The organism is Micromonospora sp. LH3U1, assembly GCF_028475105.1.
In the GTDB taxonomy this organism is placed as follows: Bacteria; Actinomycetota; Actinomycetes; order Mycobacteriales; family Micromonosporaceae; genus Micromonospora.
Genome location: NZ_CP116936.1, coordinates 2,892,131 through 2,911,071 on the forward strand (window position 1 = coordinate 2,892,131; position 18,941 = coordinate 2,911,071).

Consider the following 18,941-nt stretch of genomic DNA (forward strand, 5'->3'; position numbering starts at 1 on the left):
GTGGTTGGGCATTCTGGGTCCGGGGAATTTGATCAATGAGTATGGGCCGACGGAGGCGTCGGTGGGTACGTGTGTTTTTCCGGTGCGGGTGGAGCAGACGTTGCCGGTGGTGCCGATTGGTCGGGCGTTGCCGGGTATGCGGATGTTTGTGCTTGATTCGTGGATGAATCTGGTGCCGGTGGGTGTGGTTGGTGAGTTGTTCGTGGGTGGTGTGGGGGTTGCTCGGGGTTATGTGGGTCAGTCGGGGTTGACGGCGGATCGGTTTGTGCCGGATCCGTTTGGGTCGGTGGGGTCGCGGTTGTATCGGACGGGGGATCTGGTTCGTCGGTTGGCTGATGGTGTCGTGGAGTTCGTGGGCCGGGTTGATCATCAGGTGAAGGTTCGTGGTTACCGGATCGAGTTGGGTGAGATCGAATCGGTGATCGGCGCGGTGCCCGGCGTCCGCGACACGGTGGCCCTGGTCCAACCGGAAGAGGCGCGGTTGCTCGCCTTCTACGTACCCGAAGGGCCGGACGCCGATCTGGCCGCCCGGGTGCGGCAGGAATGTGCGAGCCGACTGCCGGAGTACATGATCCCGGCGGACCTGGTCGTGGTGGAGTCGATCCCGCTGAACGCCAACGGCAAGGTCGACCGGGCCGCCCTGGCCGCGTCGGTCGGGGCCACCGGCCGGGTGCACGTGGCTCCCCGCACCGATCTGGAGCGGCAACTCGCGGAGATCTGGGCACGCGTGCTGAGCCTGGACACGGTCAGCGTCACGGACAGCTTCTTCGACCTCGGCGGCGACTCACTGCGAGCGGTGGCCCTGGTCGGCGCGCTCCGCGGAGCCAGCTTCCCCGTTGGCGTCCGCGACGTCTTCGTGCACCGCACCGTCGCCGCGCTCGCCGCCCACCTGACGGCCAAGGACACCGCCGAGGTCGCACCGGAGTTCCAGCCGGTAGCCCCGTTCGCCCTGCTCGACGACGCCGATCGGGCCGCCCTGCCCGCCGGCCTCACCGACGCGTACCCCATCGCCCAGGTGCAACTCGGCATGCTGGTGGAGATCCAGAAGGACCCGGCGCGGTCGCTCTACCACATCGTCCGCTGCTTCCGGGTACACAGTCGACAGCCCTTCTCGGCCGAGGCGCTCACGTCGGCGGTGCACGACATCGTCGACCGGCACGAGACCCTGCGCACGTCGTTCGACCCGCACACCTACTCGGTGCCGCTGCAACTCGTGCACGCCCAGGCCCCCGTCGACGTACGGATCCTGCGCCTGGACGAGGAGCGGGCCGAGGCGCACCTGCGCGGGTACGTCGACGCCGAGCGGGCCCGGCCATTCGACGCCGAGCACCCCGCCCCGCTGCTGCGGGTCAGCGCTCACGTCGCTACCGGCGGCGGATGGTGGCTCACCGTGGCGATCAGCCACCTGGTGACCGGTGGATGGGACCTGAACGCCCTGCTGGCCGAGCTGCTCAGCTGCTACGAGCGGCGGTGCGTGGGCATGGCGCCGGAGGCACCGGAGCCGACCGCGGTCCGGTACGCCGACTTCGTCGCCGGCGAGCGGGCGGCGCTCGCCTCGGAGGGCGACGAGGAGTACTGGCGAAAGATCACTTCCGAGTACGCCAGATTCACCCCGCCGACGGGCTGGGGCGAGGAGTCCGCGACTCCCGGGACGGTGCTGCGGCACCGGATCAGCTACCAGGACCTCGACCCACGGATCCGCGCCCTGGCCTCGGCACTGGAGGTGTCACCCAAGGCTGTTCTGCACGCGGCTCATCTGAAGGTGATGAGTCAGTTGACCGATGAGCGGTGTTTTCACACGGGTTTGGTGTGTGATGCGCGGCCGGAGGTGCGGGGTGCGGAGCGTGTGCATGGGATGTACATCAATGTGTTGCCGTTCGGTCATGAGCGGGGTGGGGGTTCGTGGCGTGATCTGGTGCGGTCGGTGTTCGACCGTGAGGTGGAGTTGTGGCCGCATCGGCGGTTCCCGTTGCCGGCGGTGCGCCGGTTGACGGGTGTCGACACGCACCCGATCGACGTGGTCTTCGACTACACCGAGTTCCGGCGTGCCAACACCGACAGCGAGGAGCAGGTCGGCTTCGAGGCCGTCGCCGGTGAGGGTGGCACCGAGTTCGCCCTCCAGGTCACCGCAGCCAGCGGATTCCTCGACCTCGTGGCTGATGGGCGGGTGTTTGGTGCGGCGGGTTTGGTGCGGTTGGCGGGGATGTTTCGGGTGGTGTTGGAGTCGATGGTGGCGGATCCGGGTGGGGATTCGCGGGTGGTGTGTGTGCCGTCTGGTGAGGCGCAGTGGTTGTCGCGGGTGGGTGTGGGGCCGGTGGTGCCGGTGTCGGGGGTGGTGTTTTCTGCGTTTGAGGCGCGGGTTGCTTCTGCTGGTGGGGCGGTGGCGGTTGGTGATGGTGGGGTGTCGTTGTCGTATGGGGAGTTGAATGCGGCGGCGAACAGGTTGGCTCGGTATTTGCGGTCGGTGGGTGTGGGTGCCGAGGTGTTGGTGGGTGTGTGTCTGCATCGGTCGGTGGAGCAGGTGGTGGCGATGCTGGCGGTGCATAAGGCGGGTGGTGTGTATGTGCCGTTGGATCCGGGTTATCCGGTTGAGCGTTTGGGTTTGATGGTTGCTGATGCGGGGGCGTCGGTGGTGGTGACGTCGTCGGGTTTGGTGGCGGGGTTGCCGGGGTTGGCGGCTGAGGTGGTGTTGGTGGATCGGCCGTGGTTGTGGGCGGGTGAGTCTGCTGAGGATGTGCCGGTGGTGGTGGGGCCGGATAGTGCGTGTTATGTGATCTTCACGTCGGGTTCGACGGGTCGGCCGAAGGGTGCCGTCGTGACCCACGCCGGCCTGGTCAACCGCACCGCCCACGTCGCACCCACCATCAACCGCCTCGGTGCCGACGGTGTGATCCTGCAGAAGACCGAGATCGGCTTCGACGTCTCGCCGGCCGAGGTCTACGCCGCGCTGTCGACGGGGGCACGGATCGTCGTGGCCCGGCCCGGTGGGCACCGCGACCCCGCGTACCTGCGCGACCTGATCATCGCCGAGTCGGTCACCTCGATCGAGCTCGTGCCCAGCATGGTGTCGGCGCTGCTCGCCGAGGGCATCACCGGCTGCACCTCACTGCGGTCGGTGGCGGTCGGTGGTGAGGAGTTGCCGGTCGACGTGGCACGGGCGTTCCTGGCGGCGCTGCCCGACTGCGAACTGCACAACACCTACGGGCCGGCGGAAACCACCGTCGACGTCGCCAGTTGGCGCTGCACCACCGACGAGCTGGCCGATGAGTCCCGGGTGCCGCTGGGGCGCCCCTTCCCGAACCTCACCCTGCGAGTGCTCGACGACCGGCTCCAGCCGGTGCCGATCGGTGCCCCCGGCGAATTGTGTGTGGCCGGTGTGGGTGTGGGTCGGGGTTATTTGGGGGCTGGGGGGTTGACGGCGGGTCGGTTTGTGCCGGATCCGTTTGGGTTGGTGGGGTCGCGGTTGTATCGGACTGGGGATGCGGTGGCGTGGCGGCCGGACGGGACGGTGGAGTTCCTGGGTCGGTTGGATGCGCAGGTGAAGTTGCGTGGTGTGCGGGTGGAGTTGGGTGAGGTGGAGTCGGCGTTGCGGTCCTGTGTGGGTGTGCGGGATGCGGTGGCCGCGGTGGTAGAGGTGGATGGTCGGCGGGTGTTGGCCGGTTATGTGGTGCCGGTGGGTTCGGGTGTTGATGTGGTGGGTGTGCGGGGTGTGTTGCGGGGGGTGTTGCCGGAGGTGTTGGTGCCTTCGGCGTTGGTGGTGATCGATGTGGTGCCGGTGGATCCGAATGGGAAGGTGGATCGGCGGCAGTTGCCGTTGCCGTCGGTGGCGGATGAGCCGGTGGGTGTGTTTGTGGCGCCGGTGTCGGTGGTGGAGCGCGCAATGGCTGCGGTGTGGGCGCGGGTGTTGGGTCGGGATGTGGTCAGTGTCGAGGCGAGTTTCTTCGACCTGGGTGGTGATTCGATGCTGGCGGTGACGTTGGTGGGGGCGTTGCGGGCGGCGGGTTATTCCACGAGTGTGCGGGATGTTTTCGCGTATCGGACGGTGCGAGGGCTGGCTGCGAGTCTGGGCGATGGCGGGGACGAGTGGGTTCCGGTGGAGCCGTTCGCGCTGCTGTCCGACGCCGACCGGGCTGCCCTGCCGGCCGGCCTCACCGACGCCTACCCGGCGACCCAGGCCCAGGTGGGCATGGCGGTGGAGATCGCCAAGGACGAGACCGCCACGCCGTACCACATCGTGCACACCATGCGCGTGCACGACGAGCTGCCCTTCGACGTCGAGCCGCTGCGCGCCACCCTCGCCGAGCTGGTCGCCCGGCACGACACGCTGCGCACCTCGATCGACCTGACCGGCTACTCGGTGCCGATGCAGCTCGTACACGCCGAGGCGCAGGTGCCGGTCGCGGTGCATGCCGAGGCGACCGGCCATCCCGCGTACGTCGCCGCCGAGCGTGACCGGCCGTTCGACCTGGCGACGCCGCCGCCGCTGCTGCGGGTGGCCGTCCATCGCGAGGACGATCGGGCCTGGTGGCTCACCGTCTCCGTCAGCCACCTGATCACCGGCGGCTGGGACCTCAACCTCCTGCTGGCCGACCTGCGCGACGGCTACCACCGGCGGCAGCGCGGCGAGCAGCCGGCGCCGACCGAGCCGGTGGCCGTCCGGTACGCGGACTTCGTGGCCGCCGAACTCTCGGCGCTCGACTCCGAGACCGACGCCGCCTACTGGCAGGACGTCGTGACCGGTACGCCGAAGCTCACCCTGCCGGGCACCCCGGCGACCGACTCCGGCCCACGGCAGGTGTGCCGCACCGAGGTGGACATCGCCGACCTGGACGGTGCGTTGCGCCAGCTCGCCAGCAGCCTCGGCGTACCCGTCAAGGCTGTTCTGCACGCGGCTCATCTGAAGGTGATGAGTCAGTTGACCGATGAGCGGCGTTTTTACACGGGGTTGGTGTGTGATGCGCGGCCGGAGGTGCGGGGTGCGGAGCGTGTGCATGGGATGTACATCAATGTGTTGCCGTTCGGTCATGAGCGGGGTGGGGGTTCGTGGCGTGATCTGGTGCGGTCGGTGTTCGACCGTGAGGTGGAGTTGTGGCCGCATCGGCGGTTCCCGTTGCCGGCGGTGCGCCGGTTGACGGGCGCCGACACGCACCCGATCGACGTCGTCTTCGGCTACACCGAACCGCGTACCGACCCGTCCGGTAGGGGAGGCGCGGACGGGCCGGGCGCCGCGCCGACGTCCGATGGCCACACCACGCACGCCGACGCGGCCGTTGCCGGGCGGGTCGCCAGCGACGTGGCCGCCACCGAGTTCGTCCTGTCCGTCGGTGCCAGCCCGACCGTGATCCGTCTCGTGGCTGATGGGCGGGTGTTTGGTGCGGCGGGTTTGGTGCGGTTGGCGGGGATGTTTCGGGTGGTGTTGGAGTCGATGGTGGCGGATCCGGGTGGGGATTCGCGGGTGGTGTGTGTGCCGTCTGGTGAGGCGCAGTGGTTGTCGCGGGTGGGTGTGGGGCCGGTGGTGCCGGTGTCGGGGGTGGTGTTTTCTGCGTTTGAGGCGCGGGTTGCTTCTGCTGGTGGGGCGGTGGCGGTTGGTGATGGTGGGGTGTCGTTGTCGTATGGGGAGTTGAATGCGGCGGCGAACAGGTTGGCTCGGTATTTGCGGTCGGTGGGTGTGGGTGCCGAGGTGTTGGTGGGTGTGTGTCTGCATCGGTCGGTGGAGCAGGTGGTGGCGATGCTGGCGGTGCATAAGGCGGGTGGTGTGTATGTGCCGTTGGATCCGGGTTATCCGGTTGAGCGTTTGGGTTTGATGGTTGCTGATGCGGGGGCGTCGGTGGTGGTGACGTCGTCGGGTTTGGTGGCGGGGTTGCCGGGGTTGGCGGCTGAGGTGGTGTTGGTGGATCGGCCGTGGTTGTGGGCGGGTGAGTCTGCTGAGGATGTGCCGGTGGTGGTGGGGCCGGATAGTGCGTGTTATGTGATCTTCACGTCGGGTTCGACGGGTCGGCCGAAGGGTGCCGTCGTGACCCACGCCGGCCTGGTCAACCGCACCGCGCACGTGCTGCCGGAGGTGTACCGCCTCGGCCCGGACGGGGTCGTCCTACAGAAAACCGAAATCGGCTTCGACGTCTCACCGGCCGAGGTGTACGCCGCCCTGTCGGCCGGCGCCCGGATCGTCGTGGCCCGGCCGGGTGGCCACCGCGACCCCGCGTACCTGCGCGACCTGATCATCGCGGAGCAGGTGACGACCGCCCACTTCGTCCCGGCGATGGTGTCGGCGTTGCTCGCCGAGGGCATCGAGCGGTGCACCTCGCTGCGTTCCGTCGGTGTCGGCGGCGAGGAGTTGCCGGTCGACGTGGCGCAGGCGTTCCTGGCGGCGCTGCCCGACTGCGAACTGCACAACACCTACGGGCCCGCCGAGGCGGCGGTCGATGTCACCAGCTGGCGGTGCGACCCGGAGGCCCTGGCCGAGCTGACCCGGGTGCCCCTCGGCGGACCGCACCCCAACCTGCGGCTCTACGTCCTCGACGAGAACCTCGCGATGGTCCCGATCGGAGTGCCGGGCGAGCTGTACCTCGGCGGGATCGGTGTGGGTCGGGGTTATTTGCGGGGTGGGGGGTTGACGGCGGGTCGGTTTGTGCCGGATCCGTTTGGGTTGGTGGGGTCGCGGTTGTATCGGACTGGGGACGCGGTGGCGTGGCGGTCGGACGGGACGGTGGAGTTCCTGGGTCGGTTGGATGCGCAGGTGAAGTTGCGTGGTGTGCGGGTGGAGTTGGGTGAGGTGGAGTCGGCGTTGCGGTCCTGCGCGGGGGTGCGGGATGCGGTGGCGTCGGTGGTGGAGGTCGAGGGTCGGCGGGTGTTGGCCGGTTACGTGGTGCCGGTGGGTGATGCACCCCCAGACTCGAGCGGGCTGCGGGAGTCGTTGCGGGGGATGTTGCCGGAGGCGATGGTGCCGTCGGCGTTCGTGGTGATCGGCGGGGTGCCGGTGGATCCGAATGGGAAGGTGGATCGGCGGCAGTTGCCGTTGCCGTCGGTGGCGGATGAGCCGGTGGGTGTGTTTGTGGCGCCGGTGTCGGTGGTGGAGCGCGCAATGGCTGCGGTGTGGGCGCGGGTGTTGGGTCGTGACGTGGTCAGTGTCGAGTCGAGTTTCTTCGACCTGGGTGGTGACTCGATGCTGGCGGTGACGTTGGTGGGGGCGTTGCGGGCGGCGGGTTATTCCACGAGTGTGCGGGATGTTTTCGCGTATCGGACGGTGCGAGGGCTGGCTGCGAGTCTGGGCGATGGCGGGGACGAGTGGGTTCCGGTGGAGCCGTTCGCGCTGCTGAGCGACGCCGACCGGGCTGCCCTGCCGGCCGGCCTCACCGACGCCTACCCCGCCGCACAGACCCAACTCGGCATGCTCGTCGAGCTGGCCACCAGCGGAGACCGGGCGGCCTACCACAGCGTCATCGCCCACCAGGTCCGCGACGGGCGGCCGTTCTCGGCCGACGCGCTGCGAGCCGCCGTCGCGACGGTCGTCGCCCGGCACGAGATCCTGCGCACCTCGTTCGACCTGACCGGCTACTCGGCGCCGATGCAGCTCGTACACGTCGAGGTGACCCCGCAGGTGACCGTCGTGGACGGTCGGGACGTGCCGGCGGATCAGCAGGTGCGACTCTTCGAGGAGTTCGTCGCGGCCGAGCGGGCCACCCCCTTCGACCTGGCTGTCGCGCCACTGCTGCGCGTCGCCGCGCACCAGGACGGCGACGCGAGTTGGTGGCTGAGCTTCACCATCTGCCACGCGGTCACCGAGGGCTGGAGCACCGCACAGCTGCTCGCCGAACTGTTGGCCGTCTACGCCGACCTGGCCGACGGGCGGAGCCCGACCGAGACCGAACAGCCGGCGGTGCGGTACGCCGACTTCATCGCCGCCGAGCTGTCCGCGCTCGCGTCCGACGAGGACCGGGACTACTGGCGTGCGGTGGTCGACGGGCGCAGCCCGTTCGTGCTGCCCGCGGGTTGGGGTGAGCCCGGCGATCCGACCGCCATCTCGACCACCGTCGACGTCGCCGACCTGGACGAGGCCGTCGCACGGTTCGCCTCCGAGGCCGGCGTCTCGGTCAAAGCGGTGCTGCACGCGGCGCACCTGAAGGTGCTCAGTCAACTCACCACCGAACAGAGCTTCCACGCCGGGCTGGTCTGCGACGCCCGGCCCGAGGTGCTCGGGGCCGACCGGGTGCAGGGCATGTATCTCAACACCCTGCCGTTCGGCTACGAACGCACCGCCCGGACGTGGCGCGACCTGGTGACCGCGGTCTTCGATCGGGAGGTCGACCTCTGGCCCCACCGGCGGTTCCCGCTGGCGGAGATCCAGCGCGGCAGCGGCCAGCGGCTGCTGCGGGTGCTCTTCAACTACCAGGACTTCTCCCGCGCCGGGCAGTCGGCGACCGCGACAGGCACCGAGCCTGTCGTCGTCGGCAGCACCGGCGACGGTGCCACCGAGTTCGAGCTGTCGGTCTTCGCGCACCGGGGCAACTACCAGCTCTCCAGCCGCAGCGACGTGCTCTCCAAGGCAAATCTGGAGCGGCTGGCCGGCATGTACCGGGCGGTGCTGGCGGCGATGGTCGCCGACCCGGCCGGTGACGCGCAGGCGGTCCACCTGCCCGGTGGCGAGCGGGAGCGGCTGCTGGGCGTGCGCGACACCGGCGTCGAGGACCCGGTGACCGGCACGGTGGTCGAGCTGTTCCAGGCTCGGGTCGCTGCCGTACCCGACGCGGTCGCGGTGGTCGCCGGCCCGACCCGGCTGACGTACGCGCAGGTGAACGCGCAGGCCAACCGCCTCGCCGGGCAGCTGCGGGCCGCCGGTGCGGGCAGGGGCACGGTGGTCGGTGTCTGCCTGGACCGGGGCGTGGACCTGGTGCCCGCACTGCTCGGCGTGCTCAAGGCCGGTGCCGCCTACCTGCCGCTGGACCCGACTCAGCCGGCCGAGCGCATCGCGTATCTGCTCGCCGACGCGGGCGCCGGGACGGTGGTCGCCACGAGTGCCCACGCCGACGCACTGGCCGGCTACGACGGGCACCTGGTGCTGCTCGACCGCACCGACCTGACCGGCCAGCCGGAGACCGACCCGGCCCCGGTGAACGACGCCGACGATCCGCTCTACGTCATCTACACCTCCGGCTCGACCGGCCGCCCAAAGGGTGTCTGCGTCAGTCACGCCAACGTGCTGCGGCTGCTCGACAGCGCGCAGGAGCACTACGCCACCGACGAGACCGACGTCGTCGCGCTGTTCCACTCGTACGCCTTCGACGTCTCGGTCTGGGAGTTGTGGGGTGCGCTGCTGCACGGCAGCCGGCTGGTGGTGGTGCCGCCGGCGGTGGCCCGGGCACCGGAGGACCTGCTCGACCTGCTGGTGGAGCAGGAGGTGACTCTGTTGGCCCAGACCCCCACGGCCTTCCGGGGCCTGGTCCGGCTGGCCGCCGACGGTGACCAGCGGCTGCGGCGACTGGTGCTGCGCGCGGTCGTCCTGGCCGGCGAGCGGCTGGACTTCGCCGAACTCACCCCGTGGGTCGATCGGCTCGGACTGGCCCGGATCGCCCTCGTCAACATGTACGGGATCACCGAGACCACGGTCTACTCCACCTATCACCGGGTCACCCGCGCCGACCTCGCCGCCGGGGTGGGCAGCCGGATCGGGCGTCCGCTGGCCGGTGTGCGGATGTACGTGCTGGACCAGCAGGGGCACCCGACTCCGCTCGGTGTGCCCGGCGAGATCCACCTGGCCGGGCACGGTGTGGCCCGGGGTTACCTGAACCAACCGGCGCTGACCGCCCAGCGGTTCCTGCCCGACCCCTACGGCCCCGCCGGCAGTCGGATGTATCGCACCGGCGACCAGGGGATCCGGCTGCCCGACGGCAGCGTGGAGTTCCTCGGCCGGCTCGACGACCAGGTCAAGCTGCGTGGTTACCGGATCGAGTTAGGCGAGGTGGAGACGGCGCTGGCCGCGCTGCCGGAGGTCGCCGAGGCGGCGGTCGTCCTGCGCGAGGACACCGCTGGCGACCCACGACTGGTCGGATATCTGGCCGGCGCGCCCGGTCAGCGGCCGAGCACCGGCGAGCTTCGCGTGGCGCTGGCCCGGACGCTGCCCGACTACATGATCCCGTCGGCCTTCGTGACGCTGGACCAGTTGCCCCGCAACAACAGCGGCAAGCTCGACAGGCGGGCACTGCCCGCGCCGCAGGACGGCGATCCCGGCGATGGGCGGGCCAGGGTCGGTCCGCGTACCGAGTTGGAGGAACGGGTCGCCGGAATCTGGGCGCAGGTGCTGGGCCTGCCGACGGTGGGCGTCGAGGACGGCTTCTTCGAGTTGGGTGGCCACTCGATCAAGGCGCTGGTGCTGGCCAGCACTCTGCGGACGGCCGGTTTCGAGGTCTCGGTCGCGGACGTGCTGGACCTGCAGACCGTTTCCCGGCTCTGCGCCGCGCTGGTCGATCGCACCGGAGGGGTGCACGTCGACCGCCCGGTGGAGCCGTTCGAGTTGGTGTCCGCACCGGACCGGGCGCTGCTGCCGGACGGCCTCACCGACGCGTACCCGCTGTCCCAGGTGCAGCTCGGCATGCTGCTGGAGATGCTGGCCGACAACGGTTGGAACCACTACCACAACGTGGCGTCCTTCCTCGTCCGCGAGGACGACCCGCTGGACCTGCCAACGTTGCGCGAGGCGGTGGACGTCGTGGTGAACCGGCACGAGGTGCTGCGCACCTCGGTGGACCCGACCGGCTACTCGGTGCCGATGCAGCTGGTGCATCCCGCCGTGCGGGTGCCGGTCGTGCCGCACGACCTGCGCGGGTTGTCCGAGGAGGACCGGCAGGCCGAGCTGCGCCGCCTCGTCGCCGTGGAGTACGCGTCGCCGTTCGACGTCGAGCGGGCGCCGCTGCTGCGGTTCGCCGTCTGCCGGGAGACCGACCGGAGTTGGCGGCTGGTGCTGACGATCTGCCATGTGGTCGTCGAGGGCTGGAGCCTGCACGCGCTGGTCGCGGAGATCCTCGACCGCTACCGCTCGATGCGCGTCGGTGCCGGGCCTGAACCGGAGCCCCTGCCGGAGGTACGGTTCGCCGACTTCATCGCCGGGGAACGCCGTGCCCTGGAATCCGCGGCGGACCGGCGGTACTGGCAGGACCTGATGGACCGGTGCGCGAAGTTCACCTTCCCCACCGGCTGGCGGCCCACGGCGCCACCGCAGGCGCGTACCGCCCACACCGTCCGGGTGCCGTTCCGCGACCTGGAGTCGGGCCTTCGCGCGCTGGCCTCCGCCGCGCGGGTCTCGCTCAAGGCGGTGCTGCACGCCGCGCACCTGACGGTGCTCGGCCAGCTCACCGACGAGCCCCGGTTCTACAGCGGCCTGGTCTGCCACACCCGGCCGGACATGCCGGGCAGCGAGCGGGTGTACGCCATGTCGCTGAACACGCTGCCGTTCCCGTACGAACGCGACTGCGCCACCTGGACCGAACTGGTCCGTCGGGTGCACGCGACGGAGGTCGAGATGTGGCCGCACCGGCGCTACCCCGCGCCGGCGATCCGGCCGCCGGTCGCCGGCACCCGCCTGCTCGACGTCTACTTCAGCTACCTCGACTTCGACGAGGTGGTCGGTGAGCACGTCGAGGCAGGTCCCCGGTACGCCGCCGCCAGCTCGGAATTCGCCCTGGCCGTCTCCGCGGTCGCCGGGCACCTGGAGCTGAGCAGCGACAGCGACCACCTGGAGCGAGCCGAGGTCGAACGGATGGCCGCGATGTACCGGCTCGTGCTCACCGCGATGGTGGCGGACCCGGACGGCGACGCCCGCGCGGTCCGGCTGCCCGAGGCGGAACGGCACAACGTGCTGGTGGCCTGGGCCGAGGCGGCCGACGAGAACTTGCCGGAGCTCGGCCTGGTGCCTGACCTGGTGCGGGACAGGGCTGCTACCGCGGGCGACGCGGAGGCGGTCGGTGAGCTGAGCTACGCGGGCCTCGACGCGGCGGCGAACCGGCTCGGCTGGCATCTGCGGGAGCGGGGCGTCGGACCGGAGCGGGTGGTGGGGGTGCTGCTCGACCGGGGTACGGACCTCGTCACGACCCTGCTGGGCATCTGGCGGGCGGGCGGGGCGTACCTGCCGATCGACCCGTCGTACCCGACGGCGCGGATCGCGTCCATGCTCACCCAGGCCGGGGCCACCGTCGTGGTCACCAGCACCGCCTACGCCGACCGGTTCACCGGCGTCGACCGGGTGCTGCTGGACGTCGACGCGGGGCCGATCGCAGCCCGCCCCGACGAGCAGCCCCCCGGCCGCACCGACCCGGACCAGCTCGCGTACGTGATCTTCACGTCGGGGTCGACGGGACGGCCCAACGGTGTGCAGGTCAGCCACCGCAGCCTGGCCGGCTACCTGAACTGGGCGGTGGACGAGCTCGTCGCCGACCGGCCGGGTGGCGCGGCATTATTCTCCTCGGTCGCCTTCGACATGGTGGTGACCCCCATCTGGGCGCCGCTGGTCGCCGGGCAGCGCCTGTGGCTGCTGCCGGCCGACGCCGGGCTGGACGAACTCGGCCCGCGGCTGGCCGAGGCGGGGCCGTTCAGCTTCGTCAAGCTGACCCCGAGTCATCTGGACCTGCTCGCCGGGCAGTTGTCGACCGAGCAGGCAGCCGCGCTGACCCCATTGCTGGTGCTCGGCGGCGAGGCGCTCACCGCGCGGACCTGCGAGCGGTGGCAGCAACTCGCACCACGGACCGTCCTGCTCAACGAGTACGGACCGACCGAGGCGACCGTCGCCGTCAGCCGTTACCCGGTGACCGGCACGCTCACCGGCCAGGTCGCGCCGGTCGGTCGACCGCTCGGCGGGATGCGTACCTATGTCCTGGACGCCCGGCTGGATCCGGTGCCGGTCGGCGCGGTCGGCGAGGTCTACCTCGGTGGGCCGCAACTGGCCCGGGGGTACGCCGGACGGCCCGACCACACCGCCGCCCGGTTCGTGCCCGACCCGTACGGGCCGGCGGGCTCCCGGCTGTACCGCACCGGTGACCGTGGCCGTTGGTTGCCGGACGGGCAGCTCGACCTGCTCGGCCGGGCCGACGACCAGGTGAAGATCCGTGGGCACCGGGTGGAGCCGGGCGAGATCCGCGCGGTGCTCCTCGAACATCCGGCCGTACGCGACGCGGCGGTGGTGGCCCACCCGGCGCCCGGCGGGGGCAACCAGCTGATCGCGTACCACGTGGGTGGTGCCGACGACCTGGCCGGGCACTGTGCCCGGCGATTGCCCGCCGCCCTGGTCCCGGCGGTCTTCGTGCCGGTCGACACCATCGCGCTCAATCCCAACGGCAAGGTGGACCTGCGGGCGTTGCCGGCGGTGCCACTGCGGACGGAGGCGGAGATCGCCCCGCCGCAGGGTCCGGCCGAGACCATCCTCGCCGGCATCTGGGCCGAGGTGCTGGACGTGCCGAGGATCGGTCGTCAGGACCGGTTCTTCGCCCTGGGCGGGCATTCCCTGCTGGTGGTGCCCGTGGTCACCGCGGCCCGGCAGGCCGGCCTCCCGCTCACCCTGCAACAGGCGATGCTGGACCAACCGCTGGCCGACCTCGCCGCCGCGCTCACCCCGGCCGGTCCGGCCCCGAGGGCCGGTGCGGCGCGAGCCGTGGCGCTGCCCCGGATCGTGCCGTTGCCCCAGGTCGCTCCGCTGCTCGCCGAGGCGCGGGTGCCCGGCGCGTCGCTGGCCGTGCTCGCGGACGGCGAGTTGGTGCAGGTCCTCGCTGTCGGGCACTGCACGGCGGGCGGTGACGCCCCGGTGACCCCGGCGACCATCTTCCAGGTGGGCTCGGTCAGCAAGCTGGTCGCGGCGGTTGGGGCGCTGGCCCTGGTCGGCAGGGGAGCACTCCAACTCGACGCGGACGTCAACGCGTACCTCAAGGCCTGGCAGTTGCCCGCCGACCGGCCGGTGAGTCTGCGGCAACTGCTCAGCCACGTCGCCGGGCTGACATCGACGGGCAGCAGCGGACGCCCGCGCGGCGGTCCGGTGCCGCCGCTGTCGGACCTGCTGCTCGGCCGTGGCGTGCCCACCGGCCCGGTGCGGGCGCTCGACGCGCCCGACCCGGTCGCGGTGGAGCGCAACAGCCACTTCGTGGTGGTCCAGCAGCTCATGGAGGACGTCACCGCGACCCCCTTCGCCGACCTGATGGCCGAGCTGGTCTTCGCACCACTGGGGATGACCGGCAGCAGCTTCGACCAGAGCTTCCCGGAGACGTCCGGCCGGCCGGTGGCCGCCGGGCACGACGAACGGGGCGAGCCGCACCCACACGGTTGGGAGGTGCGTGCGGATCTGGCGGCAGCCGGCCTCTGGAGCACCGCTACCGACCTGGCCGCGCTGACCAGGGAGATCCAGCTCGCCTACCGGGGTGATCCGGCACTGCTCAGCCAGGAACTGGTGATGGCGCAACTGACCGCCGGCCCGGGCGGCGTCTTCGGGCTCGGCTGCATGGTGGACCGCATCGAGGGGAGCGCTGAAACGCACGTGGAGTTCACCCACCGGGGCCACATCGCCGGCTACCGGGCGCTCACCACTGGTCGGGTTCCGGACGGGGCCGGGCTGGTGCTGCTGACCAACGGCGAGGCGGGCGACGAGGTCATGTCGCTGCTGATGTCGAACACCGCACGGACGGAGGACATGTGATGACGACCTTGCCGAGCGTCTCCGCGACGGTCACCGACCCCACCGTCCGGCAGGTGCGGCACCTGGTGTCGATCCGCGACCTGACCGATGGGGACCTCTACTCGATCGTTGCCCGGGGCGCCGCGTTCGCCGCCGGGGAGTGCGGCAGCCCGCTCGCCGGGCAGGTGGTCGGGGTCTGCTTCCTCAAGACGTCGACGCGCACCCGGACCGCCTTCACCAGCGCGGCACTGCGACTGGGCGCTGGCGTGATCCAGTACGGCCCGCAGGACCTGCAGACCAACACCGGAGAGACCAGCGAGGACACCGGCCGGGTGCTGTCCGGCATGCTCGACGTGCTGGTCGCCCGCACCGCCGGTGACCCGGCCGAGTTGCGGGCCTGGGCTGCCCAGAGTCGGATGGCGGTGCTCAACGCGATGAGCGCCGAGGAGCACCCCACCCAGGCACTCACCGACCTGACCACGTTGCTGCGGCAGTTCGGCCGGATCGAGGGGCTGCGCCTGCTCTATCTGGGGGAGGCCAACAACACGGCCACCGCGCTCGCCCTGGCGCTCACCCGGTTTCCGGGCGTGGAACTGGAACTGCGCACCCCGCCCGGCTACGGCCTGCCCGCACAGATCCTGGCCGACGCCGTCCGGCAGGCCGGGATCAGTGGGGCGAGCATCGTCGAGCGGTGCCACATGTCCGACCTGCCGGGCGATCTCGACGCCATCTACACCACCCGCTGGCAGACCACCGGCACCGTGAAGCCGGACCCGGACTGGCGTCAGGTCTTCGCCCCGTTCCGGGTCGAACAGGACCTCTGGCGGCACAGCCCGAACGCGGTCTTCCTGCACGACCTACCGGCGCATCGCGGCGAGGAGGTTACCTCGGAGGTACTCGACGGGCCGTCGAGCATCGCGTTCGGTCAGGCGGAGAACAAGCTCTACAGCGCGATGGCGGTGCTTGAGTGGTGCCGATCGCACGCGGGTGGGACGACGCGGTGACGGTCCTCGAGCCGCCGGGCAGACCCGCCCGCCGCGCGGCGAGGCTCACCCGCAACCGGGACTTCCTGTTGCTCTGGACCGGCTCGGGGCTCTCCGCGCTCGGTGCCCGGGCCACCTCCATCGGCTACACCCTGCTGGTCTACTGGTCGACCGGTTCGGCCACCGCAGCCAGCCTCGTCACCTTCGCCGCGCTGCTGCCGAACCTGGTCGCTCAGCTACCGGCCGGCGCGCTGGTCGACCGGTGGAACCGGCGTACGACGATGCTGGTCTGCACCGCCGGCCGCGTTCTCGGAGCCGGCAGCGTGGCGGCGGTGGTGCTGCTCGACGCGGTGCGGTTGCCGCACCTGATGGTGGTCGCGTTCCTGGAAGCCACCCTCGGCATCTGCTACGCGTTGGCGGAACGAGCCGCGGTGTGTGCCGTGGTGCCCCGCGACCAACTGGGCGCGGCGATGGCGGCCAACGAGTCGCGGGCCAACGCCGCCAGCATCCTCGGTCAGCCGACCGGCACCGTGCTCTATGCCGTGGCCCGGTTCGCACCGTTCCTGTTCGCCACCGGGGTGCACCTGATTTCGCTGGTGACCCTGCTGTTCGTCCGACGGGACCTGCGGGCGCCCCGGCCGTCACACGGCGGGGCGGGCGGGCTGATCGCCCAGATCAGGGAAGGTGTCGTCTTCATCTGGGGCAAGCTCTACCTGCGTCGGGCGCTGTGTCTCTTCGCGGCCAGCAACATCCTCTTCCAGGTTCTCGGCCTCGGTCTGGTGGTGCTGGTCAAGGACCGGGACGGCACGCCCGCGACGGTCGGTCTGCTGTTGGCGGTCAACAGCGTCTTCGGCATGGCGGGCGCGATGACCAGTAACGCCTACCTGCGCCGCTGGGGCATCCGCCGGATGATGATCGGCATCCACGTGGTGTGGGCGGTGCTGATGCCGCTGCTCGTCGTGGCACCCGGGCTGGTCGCGGTCAGTGTGATCCTGGCGTTGATCAACTACGGCGCCGGGATCGGCAATGTGGCCGGGATGCTGTACCTGCTCAGGACGACTCCCGACGAGCTGCGCGGCCGGGCCGGCTCGATCTTCACGCTGCTCTCCTCGGGTGCCAACTCGATCGGCGCGCTGTTCGCGGGCTTCCTGCTGGACGCCGCACGCATCGAGGTGGCGTTGGCCGTCGTGGGCGCGACGATGGTGGTGATCGCGGTGTTCGCGGTGCTGGCTTTCGGCACCCGTACCGCCGCCGAGGCGGAACGGGCCGAGGCGGCTGCCGAGCGGGCCGACGCCGAGCGGGCCGACGCCGAGCGGGCCGACGCGGAGCTGGCGGCGACGGCAGCCGGTCGCGACCCGCATGGTTGAGCCCGGCGACGATATCGAGGAAATATGGCTCCCCACGTCAGGCTGCCGGCACTGGATCGACCCTGGCGTGGAGGAGACCAACCGATGAGCGAGCACGGCACGTGGCAGCCGCACGAGATCACACCCAGCAGCGCCGGATGCGCAGCCACCGTTGACGGGCTGATCGGCCATCTGCGGGAGCTGGACCTGACGGCGTTACTCACCGCCGAGAAGGCGCTGGTGTTCCGGGGCTTCGGCGTCGAGCCGGGCGCGCTGGACCCGGTGATGGACATGGTGCTGCCCAACCGGCTCGCCTACGTGCATGGCAACTCGCCCCGCACCAAGGTCGGCCGCAACGTCTACACCTCGACGGAGTACCCGGCGCCGTACACCATCTCCATGCACAACGAACTGTCGTACGCCGCGCACTGGCCGGCCCGCTTGCTGTTCTACTGCCAGCTCGCCGCGCCGACCGGCGGTGCCACCCCGGTGGTCGACGCCCATCACTGGCTGGAGTCCCTCGACCCGGAGGTCCGCGCCGCCTTCGCGGGCGGGGTGTGCTACCAGCAGAACCTCCACGACGGCCTGGGACTGGGCAAGAGCTGGCAGCAGACCTTCGAGACCGAGGACCGGGCGGAGGTCGAGGCGTTCCTCGACGGCACCGGGGCGACCTGGAAGTGGACTGCGGAAGGGCTGCGGGTGAGCCAGGTCCGCCCGGCCACCACCCGGCACCCCGTAACCGGGGTGGAGGTGTGGTTCAACCAGAGCGACCAGTGGCACCCGGCCGCTCTGGACGACGAGGTCGCTCGGGTGATGACCCAGGTGATGACGCAGGACGAACTGCCCCAGTCGGTCACCTTCGCCGACGGCAGCCCGATCCCCGACGAGTACGTGTTCCAGATCCGCGACCGAGGTCTGGACGCGGCGATCGACGTGGACTGGCGCGTCGGTGACCTGCTGCTGATCGACAACGTGCTGGTGGCGCACGGTCGGCGGCCCTACACCGGAAGCCGCCGCATCCTGGTGGCGATGTCGGACTGACCGGGCATCGGCCGGGCGGGAGGAGAAATGTGGAGATGACAGGGGCCGAGGTACGCGGCCGGTGGCTGCGGACCTTCCGCCGAGCTGAGCGGTCAGACCTGCGGCTGGTCTGCTTCCCGCACGCCGGTGGGAACGCCAACGTGTTCCAACCCTGGGCGGGCCTGCTTGACGGCGCCACCGATCTGCTGGCGGTCTGCTACCCGGGTCGGCAGGACCGGCTGCTGGAGCCCTGCGTGGATCAGATGGACGTGCTCGCGGAGCGGATCAGTGACGTGCTCGTGCCGTACCTGGACCGGCCGATCGCGTTCTTCGGCCACAGCCTGGGCGCGTCGGTGGCATACGAGGTCACCCTGGTCCTGGAATCCCGGTACGGGTTCACGCCGAGCGTGCTCTTCGTCTCGGGACACGGCGCGCCGCACGTCTGCCAGGTCGACCTCGATCCGGATCTCGCCGACGACGAATATCTGCTCGGCCGGATCGGCGCCCTGGGCGAGGTCGATCCGGTGCTGCTGCGGTCACCGAAGCTCCGCGAGCTGATCATGCCCTCGCTCCGGGGGGACCTGCGGATGCTCTACCGCCACCTGCCGCGGGAACCGGCGAAGGTCCGAGCCCCGATTGTCGCCTACCTGGGCACCGAGGACCCGACCTGCACCACGTCGACGGTGCGAGCCTGGGGGGAGTTGACGACCGGCGGCTTCGAGTTGACGACGTTCCCCGGTGACCACTTCTATCTCGTGCCGGAACAGGAGCAGGTGGTCGCCGCGGTGACCGCCCGCCTGGGCTGACCGACGGACCACGCCCCAAGGGACGGTAGAGCGTTGCGGGTGAGCGGGCTGAAGTCCGCTGCGGGTCCGTCATCTGAGACACCGATCCCACGGGCATCGTCCTGAGCAGGCCTTCAGGTTGGGACATGGTGCTCCCAGCTGT

General features: G+C 70.7%; 5 protein-coding genes (1 of these 5 cut by a window edge). All 5 read left to right on the top strand.

Annotation, left to right across the window (positions count from 1 at the left end; translation table 11 throughout):
- A protein-coding gene (locus PCA76_RS13085; RefSeq protein ID WP_272617965.1) for a non-ribosomal peptide synthetase crosses the window boundary here: on the top strand, positions 1 to 14,665 show its 3' portion. 8,600 nt of this gene lie to the left of the window's left edge; the window shows 14,665 of its 23,265 coding nt (coding positions 8,601-23,265); its start codon lies off the left edge, out of view; its stop codon occupies positions 14,663 to 14,665.
- Positions 14,665 to 15,648 carry an ornithine carbamoyltransferase gene (locus tag PCA76_RS13090; RefSeq protein WP_272617967.1) on the top strand — a complete coding sequence of 328 codons (984 nt, stop codon included), beginning with the start codon at positions 14,665 to 14,667 and terminating at the stop codon, positions 15,646 to 15,648. The genes PCA76_RS13085 and PCA76_RS13090 overlap by 1 nt, the downstream gene beginning before the upstream one ends.
- Entirely contained in the window at positions 15,645 to 16,994 is a 1,350-nt protein-coding gene (locus tag PCA76_RS13095) for an MFS transporter (RefSeq protein WP_272617969.1), read from the top strand. The genes PCA76_RS13090 and PCA76_RS13095 overlap by 4 nt, the downstream gene beginning before the upstream one ends.
- A gap of 84 nt (positions 16,995 to 17,078) precedes the next feature.
- Positions 17,079 to 18,014, top strand: a complete 936-nt coding sequence (locus PCA76_RS13100) for a TauD/TfdA family dioxygenase (protein ID WP_272617970.1) — start codon at positions 17,079 to 17,081, stop codon at positions 18,012 to 18,014.
- 35 nt (positions 18,015 to 18,049) lie between these two features.
- Positions 18,050 to 18,799, top strand: a complete 750-nt coding sequence (locus tag PCA76_RS13105; RefSeq protein ID WP_272617972.1) for a thioesterase II family protein — start codon at positions 18,050 to 18,052, stop codon at positions 18,797 to 18,799.
- Positions 18,800 to 18,941: the final 142 nt, after the last annotated feature.